At 68.3% G+C, this 15067-nt stretch carries 16 protein-coding genes; 9 read left to right on the forward strand and 7 right to left on the reverse strand.

Features of this window, described 5'->3' with window-relative positions; genetic code table 11:
• Positions 1-35: 35 nt before the first annotated feature.
• The 6 genes from AC07PR_RS09975 (at position 36) to AC07PR_RS10000 (ending at position 5887) form a co-directional block, all read left to right on the forward strand.
• Complete coding sequence (locus AC07PR_RS09975) at positions 36-308, forward strand: hypothetical protein (protein WP_431104132.1); 273 nt, start codon at positions 36-38, stop codon at positions 306-308.
• Between the two features lie 92 nt (positions 309-400).
• Complete coding sequence (locus AC07PR_RS09980; protein ID WP_495135179.1) at positions 401-1318, forward strand: hypothetical protein; 918 nt, start codon at positions 401-403, stop codon at positions 1316-1318.
• A 48-nt stretch (positions 1319-1366) separates the two neighbouring features.
• Entirely contained in the window at positions 1367-2344 is a 978-nt protein-coding gene (locus AC07PR_RS09985) for a TIGR03571 family LLM class oxidoreductase (protein ID WP_495135308.1), read from the forward strand.
• Positions 2345-2589: 245 nt separating this feature from the next.
• Positions 2590-3324 (forward strand): hypothetical protein, encoded by a 735-nt coding sequence (locus tag AC07PR_RS09990; RefSeq protein WP_495135180.1) that lies wholly within the window; start codon positions 2590-2592, stop codon positions 3322-3324.
• A 473-nt stretch (positions 3325-3797) separates the two neighbouring features.
• Complete coding sequence (locus AC07PR_RS09995) at positions 3798-4718, forward strand: RNA ligase family protein (RefSeq protein WP_495135181.1); 921 nt, start codon at positions 3798-3800, stop codon at positions 4716-4718.
• A 20-nt stretch (positions 4719-4738) separates the two neighbouring features.
• Positions 4739-5887, forward strand: coding sequence for an AAA family ATPase (locus AC07PR_RS10000; protein WP_495135182.1), 1149 nt, complete (start codon positions 4739-4741; stop codon positions 5885-5887).
• Here the strand turns inward: AC07PR_RS10000 and AC07PR_RS10005 are convergent.
• The 4 genes from AC07PR_RS10005 to AC07PR_RS10020 form a co-directional block, all read right to left on the reverse strand.
• On the reverse strand, positions 5869-6618 hold the full coding sequence (locus AC07PR_RS10005) for a glutamine amidotransferase (protein WP_495135183.1): 750 nt from the start codon (positions 6616-6618) through the stop codon (positions 5869-5871). The two genes, AC07PR_RS10000 and AC07PR_RS10005, sit on opposite strands and share 19 nt — an antisense overlap.
• A gap of 226 nt (positions 6619-6844) precedes the next feature.
• Entirely contained in the window at positions 6845-7354 is a 510-nt protein-coding gene (locus AC07PR_RS10010; RefSeq protein ID WP_377154194.1) for a DUF2306 domain-containing protein, read from the reverse strand.
• A 170-nt stretch (positions 7355-7524) separates the two neighbouring features.
• Entirely contained in the window at positions 7525-8013 is a 489-nt protein-coding gene (locus AC07PR_RS10015; RefSeq protein ID WP_495135184.1) for a hypothetical protein, read from the reverse strand.
• 189 nt (positions 8014-8202) lie between these two features.
• On the reverse strand, positions 8203-8922 hold the full coding sequence (locus tag AC07PR_RS10020; RefSeq protein WP_483106872.1) for a type 1 glutamine amidotransferase: 720 nt from the start codon (positions 8920-8922) through the stop codon (positions 8203-8205).
• A 153-nt stretch (positions 8923-9075) separates the two neighbouring features.
• Here AC07PR_RS10020 and AC07PR_RS10025 point away from each other — a divergent pair, with 153 nt between their 5' ends.
• The 3 genes from AC07PR_RS10025 (at position 9076) to clpB (ending at position 12750) form a co-directional block, all read left to right on the forward strand.
• Positions 9076-9573: a molybdenum cofactor biosynthesis protein MoaE gene (locus AC07PR_RS10025; protein ID WP_495135185.1), complete on the forward strand. Its 498-nt coding sequence runs from the start codon at positions 9076-9078 to the stop codon at positions 9571-9573.
• Positions 9570-9956, forward strand: coding sequence for a fluoride efflux transporter CrcB (gene crcB / locus AC07PR_RS10030; RefSeq protein WP_377154211.1), 387 nt, complete (start codon positions 9570-9572; stop codon positions 9954-9956). The genes AC07PR_RS10025 and crcB overlap by 4 nt, the downstream gene beginning before the upstream one ends.
• Positions 9957-10137: 181 nt before the next feature.
• Positions 10138-12750 carry an ATP-dependent chaperone ClpB gene (gene clpB, locus AC07PR_RS10035; RefSeq protein ID WP_377154214.1) on the forward strand — a complete coding sequence of 871 codons (2613 nt, stop codon included), beginning with the start codon at positions 10138-10140 and terminating at the stop codon, positions 12748-12750.
• 140 nt (positions 12751-12890) lie between these two features.
• Here the strand turns inward: clpB and AC07PR_RS10040 are convergent, their stop codons facing one another.
• The 3 genes from AC07PR_RS10040 to AC07PR_RS10050 form a co-directional block, all read right to left on the reverse strand.
• Positions 12891-13598 (reverse strand): DUF599 domain-containing protein, encoded by a 708-nt coding sequence (locus AC07PR_RS10040; protein ID WP_377154217.1) that lies wholly within the window; start codon positions 13596-13598, stop codon positions 12891-12893.
• Positions 13599-13723: 125 nt separating this feature from the next.
• Complete coding sequence (locus AC07PR_RS10045; protein WP_495135186.1) at positions 13724-14215, reverse strand: hypothetical protein; 492 nt, start codon at positions 14213-14215, stop codon at positions 13724-13726.
• A 112-nt stretch (positions 14216-14327) separates the two neighbouring features.
• A complete protein-coding gene (locus tag AC07PR_RS10050; RefSeq protein ID WP_377154222.1) occupies positions 14328-15050 on the reverse strand; it encodes a pirin family protein in 723 nt (240 codons plus the stop codon).
• Positions 15051-15067: the final 17 nt, after the last annotated feature.

Consider the following 15067-nt stretch of genomic DNA (forward strand, 5'->3'; position numbering starts at 1 on the left):
CCTGGGCGCGGCCCGACAACACCAGGAGACAACTCATGATCCAGCAGGCCCAGGTTGAACTCGCCAAGACCTTCTTCGAGCAGTCGAAGAAGGCGTTCGAACAGAACTACGCCGCGTGGAGCACGGTGCTCTCATCGCAGAAGGCCATCCTGGAATCGATGCGCGCAGGCGGCCCGCCCTTCGACGTCGCCGCCGACCAGTTCCAGAAGCTGATCGATTTCCACGAGCAGCAGTTCCGCGTCACCTCCGACTTCATGACCAAGCTGCAGGCGGACTACGTCAAGGTGGTGCAGCAGAAGACCAAGTGAACGGATCGAGCGCGTGAGCGCTCGAACACCATCCGTGGAGCGAACTGCGGTGGGTGTCGTTCGACTACGGGATCTCCATTGCAGGAGATCCCATGCGCATTCCAGTTTCATCTCTTGAGGTCGTCGGGCACCGCTTCGGCGAACCGGTGGATCGTGCGCCCGCCGCAGATGTCGCCGCGGATGTCGCCGTGGTGGACGTCGCTCACGGCGGGCTGCCTTTCAAGGTCCGCGCCACCCATGATGCTGCGGTCGCCGAGCGATGGCGAAGGCAGTTCGCCGGACGCGCTCACCGGCGTTTTGCCCAGATCCTGCAAGGCCAGCCCGCCGGCCCTTTGAGGACGTACGGCGCCTGCGCGCAAGATGCGAAGGCGACAGAGTCGGCCAGCGGGGAAGCGCTGCGACAGGTGCATCTTGCGCTCTACAACCGCAGCTTCGGAGCGCTCAAGTCGGACAACAAGATGAGGTTGGGGGAGGCGCCGCCGATCTTTCCGAGGGCGTGTTATTCGGAAGCCACCAGCTTCGGCTACTCGCGGGTCGCCGCCGTGGCTCACTCGGCCAGCGTCTGGCGGGCCACCGCCCACAACTGCACCGAGCTGGCGATCGCTGCACAGGACGTGCTGGCGCATCGCCGTCCCGAGCTCCCGACCAGCCTCGTCATGCTCGCGGGAGCGCATTCCCTGGCCGTGATCGGAGCCCTCGACGCGGAGACAGCGTCCCGCCCCATGGCGACCTGGCCGCCGCATCTCCAGGTCTGCGACCCCTGGGCCAATCTCAACTGCCGCGCCTGCGACTACCCCCGCTTTTTCACCGAAAAGATGGAGCAATGGGCAGCGGGCAGGAAGCTGATCCGTGAGGGGAGCGATTGGCACCCTGCGAATGACAAGGCGTGGCTCGACATCGTGAACCAGGCCCCGCAGGTGCTTGCGCGCCTCACCCATCGGAACGGGCAGTTCAGGAACGTGCTGCTGCAGAGCAGTGGCAGCTCACAGGAGCGGGATACTGGCATCTGAGGCGATGGCGCTGGCGATCTCCGCAACAGCGACGATGCCATGGATCGAATGAACTCTTCCCCGTTCTCCTTTCCGTTCAACCGCGCGCATGCTTGCGTCTTTCGGCCCGGCCGGCTCACGGTCGGACTGATGACGCCCGTCGACGCCAACCCCGACCGGATGGCCGATGTCGGCGAGGCGCTCGCGCTGGCCGCGCTCGCGGACCGGCTCGGCTTCGCGGCGCTGTGGACGCGGGACGTCCCGCTGATGGTGCCTCAGGGCAGCGACAACACGGCGAGCGCGCTCGACGATCCCTTCCTCTGGCTGGCCGCGCTGGCCGGCGCGACGCGCGACATCGCCGTCGGCGCCGCGGCGATCGTGCTGCCGCTGCGGCATCCGCTGCATGTGGCGAAGGCCGCGCTGTCGCTGGACCGGCTCAGCGGCGGACGCTTCATCCTCGGCATGGGGTCGGGCGACCGGCCCGCGGAGTTCGCGGCCTTCGGCGAGGACCTGGACCAGCGCGCGGAGAGCTTCCGCAGTCGTTGGGCCATCGTGCGCGCGGCGCTGTCGCCCGACGCCGATGAACGCGCGGCGGTGGTCGCCGCGACCGGTGGTTTCGAGGTGCTGCCCGCGCCGGCGCAACGGATCCCGATGATCGTCGTGGGCTCGGCGCGGCAGTCGCTGCAATGGACGGCGACGCATGCGGATGCGTGGGCCACCTATCACCGCGAGGAAGCGCGGCAGGAAGGCCGCATCGAGCTGTGGCAGCGCGCGCTGGAGCAGAAGGGTGTCGGCGCCAAGCCGTTCGTGCAGTCGGTGCAGCTGGAGCTGCTCGCCGATCCGGACGCGTCGCCGGAGCCGCTCGAGCTCGGCCTGCGCACCGGACGCCACGCGCTGATCGGCTATCTGCGGCGCCTGCACGCGATGGGCGTGGCCCATGTGCTGTTCAACCTTGGGCGAGGGCGGCCGGCGCGCGAGGTCATCGAGGAGCTCGGCCGCGAGGTGTTGCCGGCGCTCGCGGAACCGTTGTCTGCCGACGGCGACTGAGTCTCTCCCGACACTCGCGACTGGTCAGCATGCTCCCGCCCTGGAATCCAATCACTTCGAATGCACCGTCTTGCGATGCCGACGAGGCGTGGCGGAATGTCGACGAAGCCGCGCGGACGTTGCGGTCGATCCGGTCTGACGCGGGCCTCGCTTGCAATGCATGGCCCTCTGTCCCCCCTCACACGGGCTCGGTTGCCGAGGCGGAGAAAGCCAGTCGATTGCGAACCCACTACGCATCGAAGGCCATGGATACCCTGCGACGAATCGACGCGGGTGAACCGGCGGCTACTCCCCACGAGGTCGCGGATGGCGAGGACCGCACACAGGCGGGCATCAATGGTTCGGCAGCATCGGAGGCTTTGGAGAACGTCCGGCTGGCGCTGCACAACCGTCTGTATGTGGAGAGAAAGTCGACGAACAAGTGGTCGGTCCACGATCGGGAAGATCCGTCGTTTCCAGGCATCAGTCCCATGCTGCTGGGATCCTGCGAAGACACTCGACTCAACGCGCGACGCGCGGTGGACGTTTGGACCAGTGATGTCAGCAACTGCGAGCGACTGGTATGGGCTGCCCAGGACTGGCTGGGCGAGCGATTCCCCGGTGTGCAGACATCGAGGGTCGGGTTCGGCGTCGACCATATGGCGGCGGTCATCGGCACCGTGGATCAGCGTTACGTCGCGCAGCCTCTGGTCCGTTGGCCGGAACACCTCCACATCTGCGATCCGTGGGCCAACATCGTGTGCCCGGCGCCGGAGTTCCCGGAGCATTTCGCGAGGAAGATGGAGAAGTGGGTCCGCGACGACAAACTGATTCAATCGCGCGGGCACCGAGGCTGGCGGCTGCCCGACCCTGCGTTCAGTGCCGGCATTGCGGATGTGCCGAGCGGTCTGTTCGTGCGCACGACGTTCTCCAACGGCCAGATCCAGGAACACAGATTGACGATCGATGGCAAGCGGTCCACGGCTTTCCTCGGGCCGTGACGATGCGTTGCCGGGCCTCCTTTGCCATCCGACGGACATGACTCACCGTTGCCCCCGATTCCGGTGTCGGATCAATGCCTCAACGCAGGTCCGCGCGGGTTGACGCGGCGGCCCATGCGTTGAAGAATCGCGCCCACGCCGGACGGCTCCGTCCGCGCGCGTTCCAACCTCTTCACTGTCCAGGAGGTGCCCCATGAAGATCCGTACGTCCATCCACTGCTGATTGCCGACGACTGCATCTCTGCAGCATCGTGTCGGCGCCGTCTGCGCCCGCGAAGGCTGCGGCACCGGTTCCTGACGCCCCGACGCCTGCCATGAGGCCGGCGGGGCACGAAACCTCCCGCGACTTCCCCCAGCGACTCTGCCCGCTCCTGCGGAGCGGCAGCGACTCGACCGCGCCCGCGACACGTCCGTCGGTTTCCTGACCCCACCAGGACCCGCGCGCGCCAACAACGCGGCGGGTGACGGACCCCATGCATTTGCAATCCCTGCCGCTGCTGCGCTATCCACGCACGGCGCACCTCGCGGGCAGCCGCCTGCAGGCGGGCGACTCCGCCCATGACCAGATGCCGCTCGCGGCGCTCGACGGCTGCCAGGTCGTCATCGAAGAAAAACTCGACGGCGCCAACGCCGGCATCTCGTTCAGCGACGGCGGCGATCTGCTGCTGCAGTCGCGCGGCCACTACCTCATCGGCGGATTCGGCGAACGCCAGTTCAACCCGATGAAGATCTGGGCGCTCGCGCACGAGCACCGGCTGATCGAGCGCCTCGAGGACCGCTACGTCCTGTACGGCGAATGGGCCTACGCCAAGCACAGCGTCTGGTACGACCGGCTGCCGCATTACTTCAACGAGTTCGACGTCTACGACCGCGCCACGTCGCGTTTCCTGTCGACGCCGCGCCGTCATGCGCTGCTCGCCGGATCGCCGGTCTTGTCGGTGCCCGTGCTGTATGCGGGACCGATGCCGACCGATCCGAAGCTGTTGTGGAAGCTGGTGATGCGCTCGCTGGCGAAGTCGCCGGACTGGCGCAAAGCGTTCGAGGCCGCGACGCGGCGCGAATCGCTGCCGCTCGATCTGTGCTGGAGGCAGACCGACAAGTCCGACCAGTCCGAAGGCCTCTACCTGAAGATCGAAGATGACGAACAGGTGCTCGGTCGCTTCAAGCTGGTGAGGCCGTCCTTCACGCAGACGATCCTCGACAGCGAGACCCACCATGCCCGGCGGCCGATCTTGCCGAACGCGCTGGCGCCGGGGGCGGATCTCTTCGCCGAACGGCCGACGGTGACGTGGGGCGATCTCGGGTTGGAGACGATCACGTCGTTGTCCGCGCTGAAGGCCATGGCGGCGATGAAAGCCGCCTCGCGCAACGAGTACGAACGCCGATGTCCCTGAACGGGACGGAGGAGAGAAGCATGAACATTCAATGGAAAGACATCCAGGCCCTGGTGCCTGAAGCGGGCCGGTCTCCGGACTTCGCGGCCTGTCTGGCTGCGTTCCCGGTGCTGGAACTCGCGAAGACCACGCCGCAGGATCCGCGCCATCACGCCGAGGGCGACGTCTGGACGCACACGATGATGGTGATCGAGGAACTGCTCGCCTTGCCTGACTACCAGGCCGCGAGCCGCGCCGACCAGGAAGTGCTGTTCCTGGCCGCGCTGTTGCACGACGTGTCCAAGCATGCGACGACCGTGATCGATCCGGTGACGCGCGCCATCGGCCAGCCGGGCCATTCGCGCATCGGCGCGATCGATGCGCGCGTGCTGCTGTGGGACGCGGGCATGCCGTTCGAGCAGCGCGAGGCGGTCTGCCGCCTGATCGCCGTGCACCAGGTGCCGTTCTTCGCGCTGGCCGATTCGAAGCGCGGTCTGTCGCCGGAGTTCATCGTGCGCGAGCTGTCGTGCCGGCTGAGCCTGCCGCTGCTGGCCGCGCTGGCCGAAGCCGACATGCGCGGTCGCGTCTGCCAGGACCGCGACCGGGTGCTCGATCACATCGAACTGTTCCGGGAGTTGGCGCGGGAGGAGGGCTGCTACGGTCGGCCGCGCGCGTTCGTGGACGCGCACACGCGAGTCAGCTACTTCCGCGGTGCGGATGTGCACCCCGAGTACGCGCTGTTCCAGGAGTCCGGCGCTCGCGTCACGGTGATGTGCGGTTTGCCTGCGTCAGGCAAGGACACGTGGATCGCGGCGCACCGGCGCGGCCTGCCGGTGGTGTCCTTCGACGACGCCCGCTCGGAACTCGGCCTGCGGCACGGGCAGAACGAAGGCAAGGTCGCGCACGCGGCCGTGGACAAGGCGAAGTCGCTGCTGCGCGCCCGGGCGCCGTTCGTATGGAACGCGACCCACCTCAGCCAGCAGATGCGCGACAAGACGCTGGATCTGCTCTTCGCGTACGGCGCGGAGGTGGAGATCGTCTACCTTGAGCGGCCACGCGCGGAGCTGTTGCGTCGCAATGACCGGCGGGATACGTCGCTCTCCAACAGCGCGCTGCAGGGCATGCTGCGGAAGTGGGAGCTGCCGGTGCCGACGGAGGCGCATGTGGTGCGTTACTGCCCGGCGGACTGAGGCCAGTCCGCCATCCAGCGGTCGACGACCGCGCCGAGCGCGGCCCGCAACCCCGCGCCATGCGTGGCGGCGTCGCGCCGCAGCGCGTCCAGCGGCACGCGCGCCTGCGCGAGCTCGCCGGCGTGGCCGATCAGCCATTGCTCCAGGCGTGAGGGATCGCTTTCCAGATGGAACTGCAGCGCGAGCGCGAAGCCCTCGATCGCGAAGGCCTGGTTCGGACACAGCGGCGTGGTGGCCAGGCTCGTCGCGCCTGCCGGGATCTCGAACTGGTCGCCATGCCAGTGCAGCACGGGTTGGTCGACCACGCCCCTCGCACCGCTCGCGAGCGGCGCGAGCGCGGAGTCGCGGCCGGACTCGGTGAGCCTCAGCGGCGCGAAGCCGATCTCCTTGCGGCCATGCGGCATCGGCCGCACGTCGGCGCCCAGCGCCCGCGCCATCAGTTGCGCGCCGAGGCAGATCCCGAGCAGCGGCCGCCGCGAATCGAGGCGTCGGCGGATGAGCGCGATCTCGTCGTTCAGATACGGATACAGCGCGTCGTCATAGGCGCCGATCGGGCCGCCGAGCACGACCAGCAGATCGACCGCATCGAGGTCTACGTCGCGCAGATCATCGACACCTGCGTCCCGCGTGAGGAAGCGCTCGAAGCCGCGCTCGGCCAGCACGGGCTGCAGCAGGCCGAGGTCTTCGAAAGCCAGATGGCGGACGGCAAGGACGGTCTTGGGCGTGGACATCGGAATGACGCGACGGGCGCGCGAGGAGGTGAGGACGGGCGCAGTATCCGCGCCCGCCACGCCCGTCACCGTTCAGGACGCATCCGATCGTCCAGCCGACGCGTCCATTCGTCCATCGGACCCTCCGCCAATTCGGCAACTCGTCCTTGCGTCAACTCGTCGATTCGCGCCGACGCTGCCCGACGTGATCTTCAGAGGTCCGGACCGGGAGGTGATCCGGATCGGATCAGGCGGGATGCGGCTGCCGTCCCGCCGAGGGGCCCTTGCGGATGCGCCAGGCCTGCACGGCCATCAGGATCACGAAGAGCAGGAACACGACCCCGATCGCCTTCTGCAGCGCCGGGTCGTCGGGGCCGGTGAACAGCGGGGCGCCAACCGGCACGCGGGTGAAGGTCTCGTTCAGGCCGGGGATCATGTGGCAGAACAGCGTGAAGCTGTAGCCCAGCGTCTCCGCATACGGCGAGAGGCCGCCGAGGAAGCGCGTGCGATGCGCCGCGACGGCGACGGCCAAGGTGACCAACGTGACGATCGCCAGCACGTGGGCGATGTTGAAGCCGCCATGACGGAAGATGCCGAACGCCGTCAGGCAGGTGATGACGGTGCACCAGAGGTAGGTGCGACCGAGCGTGGACTGGCCCTCGATGCGGCCGGTCCGGAAGATCAATGCGTAGCCGGCCACCAGGGCCACCAGTGCGAACGCCGTGTGGACAGCGCCAAGGAGGGTCAGACCGAACATGTGTGCTCCCTGCTGAGCCGCGTCGCCGCGGCGGGCCGGAGCGCGGCGCGCTCCTGCGGACACCTTAGGGGGTGCCCGGGGGCGCGCGCATCGGTCGGATGGGGGAGGACTCAGGGCGGGGTTTCCCGGAGGCGATCACCCGCAGTAGACGGTGCCGCCCGGCCGCCGGTTCAATCGATCTCACTCTGGCGATATCGGCGAGCGGGGAGCTCCGGCCCGTTGCCGCGACCGACATCGCCAACGACGCCCAGTCGCCCCGTTTTTCGCAAGGCAGTGCCCTCGAAGACGTTCCCATGGCGACGCGCTTCGTCAACCCGCGGGGTCCGTGCCGGCCGCAACGTCGCGGGACGATCTTTGCTCGGCGTGGGCGTGGCATACGCGCCGGACGCGCGGTTCGAGATGCTGGGAAGAACGCCATTGCCTGCAGGCAGCGCGGCCAGGCCCGACGGCAGGTGGGTGGCTGGCGCATTTTCCGGTCGCATCGGGTCGTTCTGCCCGTTGGCGACTCGGCCTTGCTCGCCGGGCACCTGGTTGGACGGCAACCCGGCTGCCCCCCGTTGCTCCCACGGTGTCCGACAGTCGCTTTCGGCCTGCTGGTAAGGGGCCATGTCCTGGTAGTCGGACAGGGAGCTGTAGTCGGTGGTGCGGCTGGTTTTCATTGATGATTTCCTGCTGGTTGATGACACGCGTGCGTCACTCATGGGCGGCGGCGCACGGGGTCAGTGGAAATCCATCGACGTTGATTCGACCGCTGCCCCGTCGGAGCAATCAATTCCGATCAGGCCGGTCGGATGCCACAGGGGAGGGGTGCAGGTACTCGACCGCCATGCGAAGAAGACCGGTCAGGATCAGGCGGCGCGTGCGCGACCGAAGACGGGTGGCCGATCCAGTTGTCCGATCCAATGTCGATAGACGCTCGTCGCCGCGCCGCGCAGGCGCGCGAGGCGCTCGGGCAGGGCGGCCAGGATCTCGGCCTCGCTCTGCACCGTCACGCCGCGTCCGCGGCTCAGCTCTTCGCGCCCCTGCGCGCACCAGTCGCGCAGGCTTTGCTCGGTCACTTCCAGGTGGCTCTGGAGTCCGATGTGCGGGCCCAGCGAGAACCCCTTGTTCAGGCAGTTCGAGCCGAACAGCGTCCGTGTCGCGCCCGCCGGGATCTGGAAGCTGTCGTAGTGCCAGTTGAAGCTGAGCAGGCGATCCTCGCCGCCGAACAGTCCGCGCGCGGCGGGCGTGATCCACAGCTCGCGCCAGCCGATGTCGGGCCGCGGATTGCGGGCCACGCCCGCGCCCATGGCGCGCGCCAGCTGCTGCGCGCCGAAGCAATGGCCCAGGATCGGCCGGCTCAGCCGCAGCGCGTCGATCAGCAGGGCCTGCTCCGCCCGGATCCAGGGCGTGCCGTCGTTGACGCCGTGATCGCTGCCCAGCAGCACCAGGCCGCTGAACGCGCCTGCGGTCCGCGGCAGGGTGTCGCCCAGGTCGGGCCGCAGCAGATGCACCGGCACGTCGTGCGCGCGCAGGCACTGGAGCAGGTAGCCCGGACCTTGCGCGGGTTCGTGCTGAAGGATCAACACCGGTCTCATGCGAAGGGGCGCGGCGTGCGCGCCGTTGTTGCGAGGTCTCCAGCGTAGGGAGCCGCGCATCAAGGTCGGGGCAAGACCCGGCCCCTGGGCGTCAAGAAGTCATCAAGAGGCGCATCCGGGATGGACGAATGCCAAAATGGCGTGATGAACTCGCCCGCCCCGCGCGCACCGCGCGCCATCGTCCAGACCGCCGACTTCGACCTCAGCGCCGAGACGCTGGCGCTGCGCGCCGAGGACGGCGGCGTCGGCGCGGTGGTGAGCTTCGTCGGCACGGTGCGCGATGGGGCGGACGGCACGCCCGTCTCGCTGATGGAGCTCGAGCACTATCCCGGCATGACCGAGGCCGCGATCGAGGCCATGATCGACGAGGCCTTCCGGCGCTTCGACATCCGCGGCGCACGGGTCATCCACCGCGTCGGGGCGCTGAAGCCGCGTGACCAGATCGTGTTGGTGCTCGTGAGCTCGCGCCACCGCGGCCAGGCGTTCCAGGCCTGCGAGTTCCTGATGGATTACTTGAAGACGCAGGCGCCGTTCTGGAAGAAGGAACACGGACCGGACGGCGCCCGCTGGGTGGACGCGCGCGTCGCCGACGACGAGGCGCTCGCGCGGTGGGGCATCAACGTGGAGGGGAATGGTCGATGAGCTGGATGCAGGTGGCGGCGGTGTCCGTCGGAGCGTCGGGCGGCGCGCTCGCGCGCTGGGGCGCGGGGTTGATGCTCAACACGAAGTGGCAGGGTTTTCCGCTCGGCACACTGGCCGTCAACATCGTCGGGGGCTTCCTCATCGGCATGGCGCTGGAGTGGTTCGGGCGCTATCCCAACGACATGCTCAAGCTGCTGCTGGTCACCGGCTTCCTCGGCGGCCTCACGACCTTCTCGTCCTTCTCCGGCGAATCGCTGTCGCTGCTGCAGCGCGGCGAGTTCCTGATGGCGCTCTCGCACTCCGCCGCGCACGTGGTGGGATCCCTGGCCGCCGCAGCGGCCGGGCTCAAGGTCATGCAGATGCTGACCCAATCCCTCGCATGAAGTGAATGGCTCCCGCCCCGTGGGGGCGGGCGGGGGTGGGGTGGCTGCGCCCCGCCCGCTTGGAGGGCGGGGATGGGGTGGGAGCGAAACGATAAAAATCTTGGGCGCGTCTCTTGCCGGAGCCTCCTCTTGAAAATAGGGGTCACACTCCCCACTTCGGTCGCAACGGAGGTTATTTCCCATGCGAGTCGACAAGCTCACCACGAAGTTTCAGGAAGCGCTGGCCGAGGCCCAAAGCCTGGCGGTGACGCGCGAGAACCCCTACATTGAACCCGTCCACGTGCTGGCCGCGATGCTGGCCCAGGACGAGGGCCCGAAGGCGCTGCTGGAGCGCGCCGGCGTGAAGGTCCCGGCGCTCAAGAGCGCGCTGGACGGCATCCTCGGCGGCCTGCCGCAGGTGCAGGGCGAGGGCCAGCAGGTCCAGCCCAGCCGAGACCTGATCGGTCTGCTCCAGAACGCGGAGAAGGAAGCCTCCAAGCGCGGCGACCACTTCATCGCCAGCGAGATGTTCCTGCTGTCCCTGGCCGACGCCAAGAGCGACCTGGCGGGCATCGTGCGCGGCCACGGCCTGACCCGCAAGGCGCTGGAGACGGCGGTCGAAGCCGTGCGCGGCGGCCAGAAGGTCGACAGCCAGGAATCCGAAGGCCAGCGCGAGGCGCTGAAGAAGTACACCCTGGACCTGACCGAGCGCGCCCGCGCCGGCAAGCTCGACCCGGTGATCGGCCGCGACGACGAGATCCGCCGCGCGATCCAGGTGCTGCAGCGCCGCACGAAGAACAACCCCGTGCTGATCGGCGAACCCGGCGTCGGCAAGACCGCCATCGTCGAAGGCCTGGCGCAGCGCATCGTCAACGAGGAAGTGCCGGAAAGCCTGAAGGGCAAGCGGGTGCTGTCGCTGGACATGGCCGGCCTGCTCGCGGGCGCCAAGTTCCGAGGCGAATTCGAGGAACGCCTGAAGTCGGTGCTCAAGGAAGTCGCTGCCGATGAAGGCCGCATCATCCTGTTCATCGACGAGATCCACACCATGGTCGGCGCCGGCAAGGCCGAGGGCGCCATGGACGCCGGCAACATGCTCAAGCCCGCGCTGGCGCGCGGCGAGCTGCACTGCATCGGCGCGACCACGCTCGACGAGTACCGCAAGTACGTCGAGAAGGACGCCGCGCTGGAGCGCCGCTTCCAGAAGGTGCTGGTCGACGAGCCGACCGTCGAGGCCACCATCGCCATCCTGCGCGGCCTGCAGGAGAAGTACGAGGTCCACCACGGCGTCGAGATCACCGACCCGGCCATCGTCGCCGCGGCCGAACTCTCGCACCGCTACATCACCGACCGCTTCCTGCCCGACAAGGCCATCGACCTGATCGACGAGGCCGCGGCCAAGATCAAGATCGAGATCGACTCCAAGCCCGAGGCGATGGACCGGCTCGACCGCCGCATGATCCAGCTCAAGATCGAGCGCGAGGCCGTGCGCAAGGAGACCGACGAGGGCTCCCAGCGCCGCTTCTCGTTGATCGAGGAAGAGCTGCTCAAGCTCCAGCGCGAGTACAACGACCTGGAAGAGATCTGGACCACCGAGAAGGCGCAGGCCCAGGGCTCCGCGCACGTCAAGGAAGAGATCGACCGCATCAAGTTCCAGATCGAGGAACTCAAGCGCAAGGGCGACTTCAACAAGGTCGCCGAGCTGCAGTACGGCAAGCTGCCGGACCTGGAGAAGCGCCTGAACGAGGCGCAGGCCAAGGAGATGGGCAAGGCCAAGGACAAGAGCCAGCCGCAACTGCTGCGCACGATGGTCGGCGCCGAGGAGATCGCCGAGGTGGTCGCCCGCGCCACCGGAATCCCCGTGGCCAAGCTGATGCAAGGCGAGCGCGACAAGCTGCTGCAGATGGAAGAGAAGCTGCATGAGCGCGTCGTCGGCCAGGACGAGGCGATCGTCGCGGTCGCTGACGCGATCCGGCGCTCGCGCGCGGGGCTGTCCGATCCGGACAAGCCGCTGGGCAGTTTCCTGTTCCTGGGCCCGACCGGCGTCGGCAAGACCGAGCTGTGCAAGGCGCTGGCGGGTTTCCTGTTCGACAGCGAGGACCACATGATCCGCATCGACATGAGCGAGTTCATGGAGAAGCACTCCGTGAGCCGCCTGATCGGCGCGCCTCCGGGCTATGTCGGCTATGACGAGGGCGGTTACCTGACCGAGGCCGTGCGCCGCAAGCCCTACAGCGTGCTGTTGCTCGACGAGGTCGAGAAGGCGCATCCGGACGTGTTCAACGTGCTGCTGCAGGTGCTGGACGACGGCCGCCTGACCGACGGCCAGGGCCGCACGGTCGACTTCAAGAACTGCGTGATCGTGATGACGTCCAACCTGGGCTCGCAGCACATCATGGCCTTGCAGGGCGAGCCCGACGAGGTGATCCGCGACGCGGTGTGGGGCGAGGTCAAGGCGCATTTCCGGCCCGAGTTCCTCAACCGCATCGACGAGACCGTGATCTTCCATGCGCTGGGCGCGGACCACATCAAGTCGATCGCGCGGATCCAGCTGCGTCAGCTCGAGCAGCGGCTCGACAAGCTGGAGATGAAGCTCGACGTCAGCGAGGAGGCGCTCGCCGAGTTGGCCAAGGTCGGCTTCGATCCGGTCTTCGGGGCGCGGCCGCTCAAGCGCGCGATCCAGCAGCGGATCGAGAACCCGCTGTCCAAGCTGATCCTGCAGGGCCGCTTCGGTCCGAAGGACGTGATCCCGGTGAGCGTCGAGACCTCACCCGCCGGAGAGCCCGGCGAGTTCAGCTTCGGACGCGTCGTCCACTAAGCCCGCAGCCCCGCTTTGGGCGCACCGCGTCGTTGCAAATCCTCGCCATAGCTGGGCTATGGCTGCGGTTTGCGCCTAGCGGTGCATCCCAAATCGGGGCCGCGTGCTTCGTGGACCTGATCAGCTGCACAGAGCCCGTTTTAGCGGAGCTTCTCGAGCACTTCCGATCGGAACTCTCGCTGGTACAGCACGTAGAGCACGCCGGCGGTGGACAGGGCCAGCGCCCAGGGCGAGAAGAACCAGGCCACGACGGGGAACGCGAGGTAGTAGCCGCGCAAGCCGTCGTTGAAGGCCTCGGCCGCCATGCCGACGACCGCGCCGGCGCGGTCGGCGAATTCCTCCCGCGCATCGGGCCCCAGTTGCGCGAACTGGCCCGCCTCCGGCGCGGACGCCACCAGCAGCGCGCCGAAGGTGTACTGCCGCATGCTCCAGGTGAAGCGGAAGAAGGCGTACACGAAGATGCCGGTCAGCAGCGCGAGCTTGATGTCGAAGACCAGCGTGCTCGTCTTGACCGCGAACGGCAGCCCCAGCACCAGGGCGCTGGTCTGCTCGCTCGCACCCAGCGCGGCCAGCAGGCCGCCGATGATCAGGATGGTCGTGGAGGCGAAGAAGGACGGGCTCGACAGCAGCGCCTGACTGACCGCGCCGTCCAGCACCCGCATCTCGCGGTAGGTCAGCTGCAGCATCCACTGGCGCCGCACGCGGTTGGTGATGGCCAGCAGCGAGCCGCGCCCGTCCGCATGACGCTTGGAGAACTGGGCATAGCCGATCCAGGCCAGGAAGAACAGGCCCAGCGAGGCCCAATCGAGCAGCGGCAGCGCGGCCAGCAGTTGTCGAAGCGATTGCATCGCGCGAGTGTAGAGGCGCCCTGCGAGCGCCAAGGGGCGCTTCACGGATGCGCTCCCAGGGCGCGGTGCCAGGGCCAGCGCCAAGGCCGCGCTCATGCGGCGCTCATGCGGCGCTCAGTCGGCGTTCAGGCGGCGCGCTTGCGGCGCACGGCGTCGGGCAGGACCGCGGAACCCGCGTCGTCGAGCGCGATGCCGCCGGCATCGGCCAGCGCGGCCCAGTGGGGCCAGCACGGCTCGAGCAGCGCGATGGCGGCGTTCAGAAGGGCCGTCGCCGCCGCGGCGCTCAGCCCGCGGATCACCGCGACGACGAAGCTGCCTTGCGCTTCGTCCGGTATCGACGTCGGCAGCATGAAGTCGATCGCCTGGCAGTTGGTGCACTCGTAGTGGCCGGTCGAGGGATCGAACAGGATCTCGACCACGTGCCTGGACGTGGCGACCCGCGCGTACACCAGCGGCGTGTACTGCCCGCGCAGGCGGACGCGGATGCCATGGTCTTCGGGCCAGTCGGCGAGGCCCGTCAACTGGCGGATCAGTGACGGCAAGGCGGCCGGGAGGGCCGCACTGACGGGATCAGCCGCCAGGGGAGGCATCGGGAAGGTCAAGGCGCCGGGCTTCATCCGCAATCTCCATCCGTCGGCGGCCCGCCGCGGCATGCGACGGGTCCGCCTCTCGGAGTGAAGCGACGAAGTGCCGGGCCCGGGCGGGCAGGTTCACACCCGCCCGCCGGGCTCAGACCGGCAGGTCGAACACCAGCACCTCGGCGTCCTGGCCGGCTTCGACCGTCACGCCCGCCTCCTTGGCCAGCTGGAGCGCGTCGCCGGCGCCCAGCGCTTCGCCGTTCACGGTCGCCTGCCCGCGCACGACGTGCACGTAGGCGATGCGGTCCGCGGCCAGCGGCAGCTCGGCGCGTTCATCGCCGTTGAACAGTCCGGCGTACAAGCGCGCATCCTGATGGATGGACACCGAGTCCTGCGCGCCGTCCGGCGAAGCGACCAGCCGCAGCTTGCCGCGCTTGTCGGCGTCGGCGAAGTGCTTCTGCTCGTAGCCCGGCGTCACGCCCTGGCGGTCCGGCATGATCCAGATCTGCAGGAAGTGGGTCTGGCCGTCCTTCGAGTGGTTGAACTCGCTGTGGCGCACGCCGGTGCCGGCGCTCATCCGCTGCACGTCGCCGGGACGGATCACGCCCGCGTTGGCGCCGCCGGGCGTGCCGTTGCCCATGCTGTCCTGGTGCGCCAGCTCGCCGCTGAGCACGTAGCTGATGATCTCCATGTCGCGGTGGCCGTGCGTGCCGAAGCCGGTGCCGCCGGCGATGCGGTCCTCGTTGATGACGCGCAGCGGGCCGAAGCCCATCCGGCGCGGGTTGTGATAGTCCGCGAACGAGAAGCTGTGGAAGCTCTTGAGCCAGCCGTGGTCGGCGTAGCCGCGATCCGAGGACTTGATGACTTCACGCATGTCGATGCTCCTTGTGT

The organism is Roseateles sp. GW821-FHT09H11, from assembly GCF_059415845.1.

What these genes read in the sequence shown, in the direction of transcription:
- AC07PR_RS09975 (WP_431104132.1), top strand. Translation starts at nt 36, where the DNA reads ATGATCCAGCAGGCCCAGGTTGAACTCGCCAAGACCTTCTTCGAGCAG.
- AC07PR_RS09980 (WP_495135179.1), top strand. Translation starts at nt 401, where the DNA reads ATGCGCATTCCAGTTTCATCTCTTGAGGTCGTCGGGCACCGCTTCGGC.
- AC07PR_RS09985 (WP_495135308.1), top strand. Translation starts at nt 1,367, where the DNA reads ATGAACTCTTCCCCGTTCTCCTTTCCGTTCAACCGCGCGCATGCTTGC.
- AC07PR_RS09990 (WP_495135180.1), top strand. Translation starts at nt 2,590, where the DNA reads ATGGATACCCTGCGACGAATCGACGCGGGTGAACCGGCGGCTACTCCC.
- AC07PR_RS09995 (WP_495135181.1), top strand. Translation starts at nt 3,798, where the DNA reads ATGCATTTGCAATCCCTGCCGCTGCTGCGCTATCCACGCACGGCGCAC.
- AC07PR_RS10000 (WP_495135182.1), top strand. Translation starts at nt 4,739, where the DNA reads ATGAACATTCAATGGAAAGACATCCAGGCCCTGGTGCCTGAAGCGGGC.
- AC07PR_RS10005 (WP_495135183.1), bottom strand. Translation starts at nt 6,618, where the DNA reads ATGTCCACGCCCAAGACCGTCCTTGCCGTCCGCCATCTGGCTTTCGAA.
- AC07PR_RS10010 (WP_377154194.1), bottom strand. Translation starts at nt 7,354, where the DNA reads ATGTTCGGTCTGACCCTCCTTGGCGCTGTCCACACGGCGTTCGCACTG.
- AC07PR_RS10015 (WP_495135184.1), bottom strand. Translation starts at nt 8,013, where the DNA reads ATGAAAACCAGCCGCACCACCGACTACAGCTCCCTGTCCGACTACCAG.
- AC07PR_RS10025 (WP_495135185.1), top strand. Translation starts at nt 9,076, where the DNA reads ATGAACTCGCCCGCCCCGCGCGCACCGCGCGCCATCGTCCAGACCGCC.
- crcB (WP_377154211.1), top strand. Translation starts at nt 9,570, where the DNA reads ATGAGCTGGATGCAGGTGGCGGCGGTGTCCGTCGGAGCGTCGGGCGGC.
- clpB (WP_377154214.1), top strand. Translation starts at nt 10,138, where the DNA reads ATGCGAGTCGACAAGCTCACCACGAAGTTTCAGGAAGCGCTGGCCGAG.
- AC07PR_RS10040 (WP_377154217.1), bottom strand. Translation starts at nt 13,598, where the DNA reads ATGCAATCGCTTCGACAACTGCTGGCCGCGCTGCCGCTGCTCGATTGG.
- AC07PR_RS10045 (WP_495135186.1), bottom strand. Translation starts at nt 14,215, where the DNA reads ATGAAGCCCGGCGCCTTGACCTTCCCGATGCCTCCCCTGGCGGCTGAT.
- AC07PR_RS10050 (WP_377154222.1), bottom strand. Translation starts at nt 15,050, where the DNA reads ATGCGTGAAGTCATCAAGTCCTCGGATCGCGGCTACGCCGACCACGGC.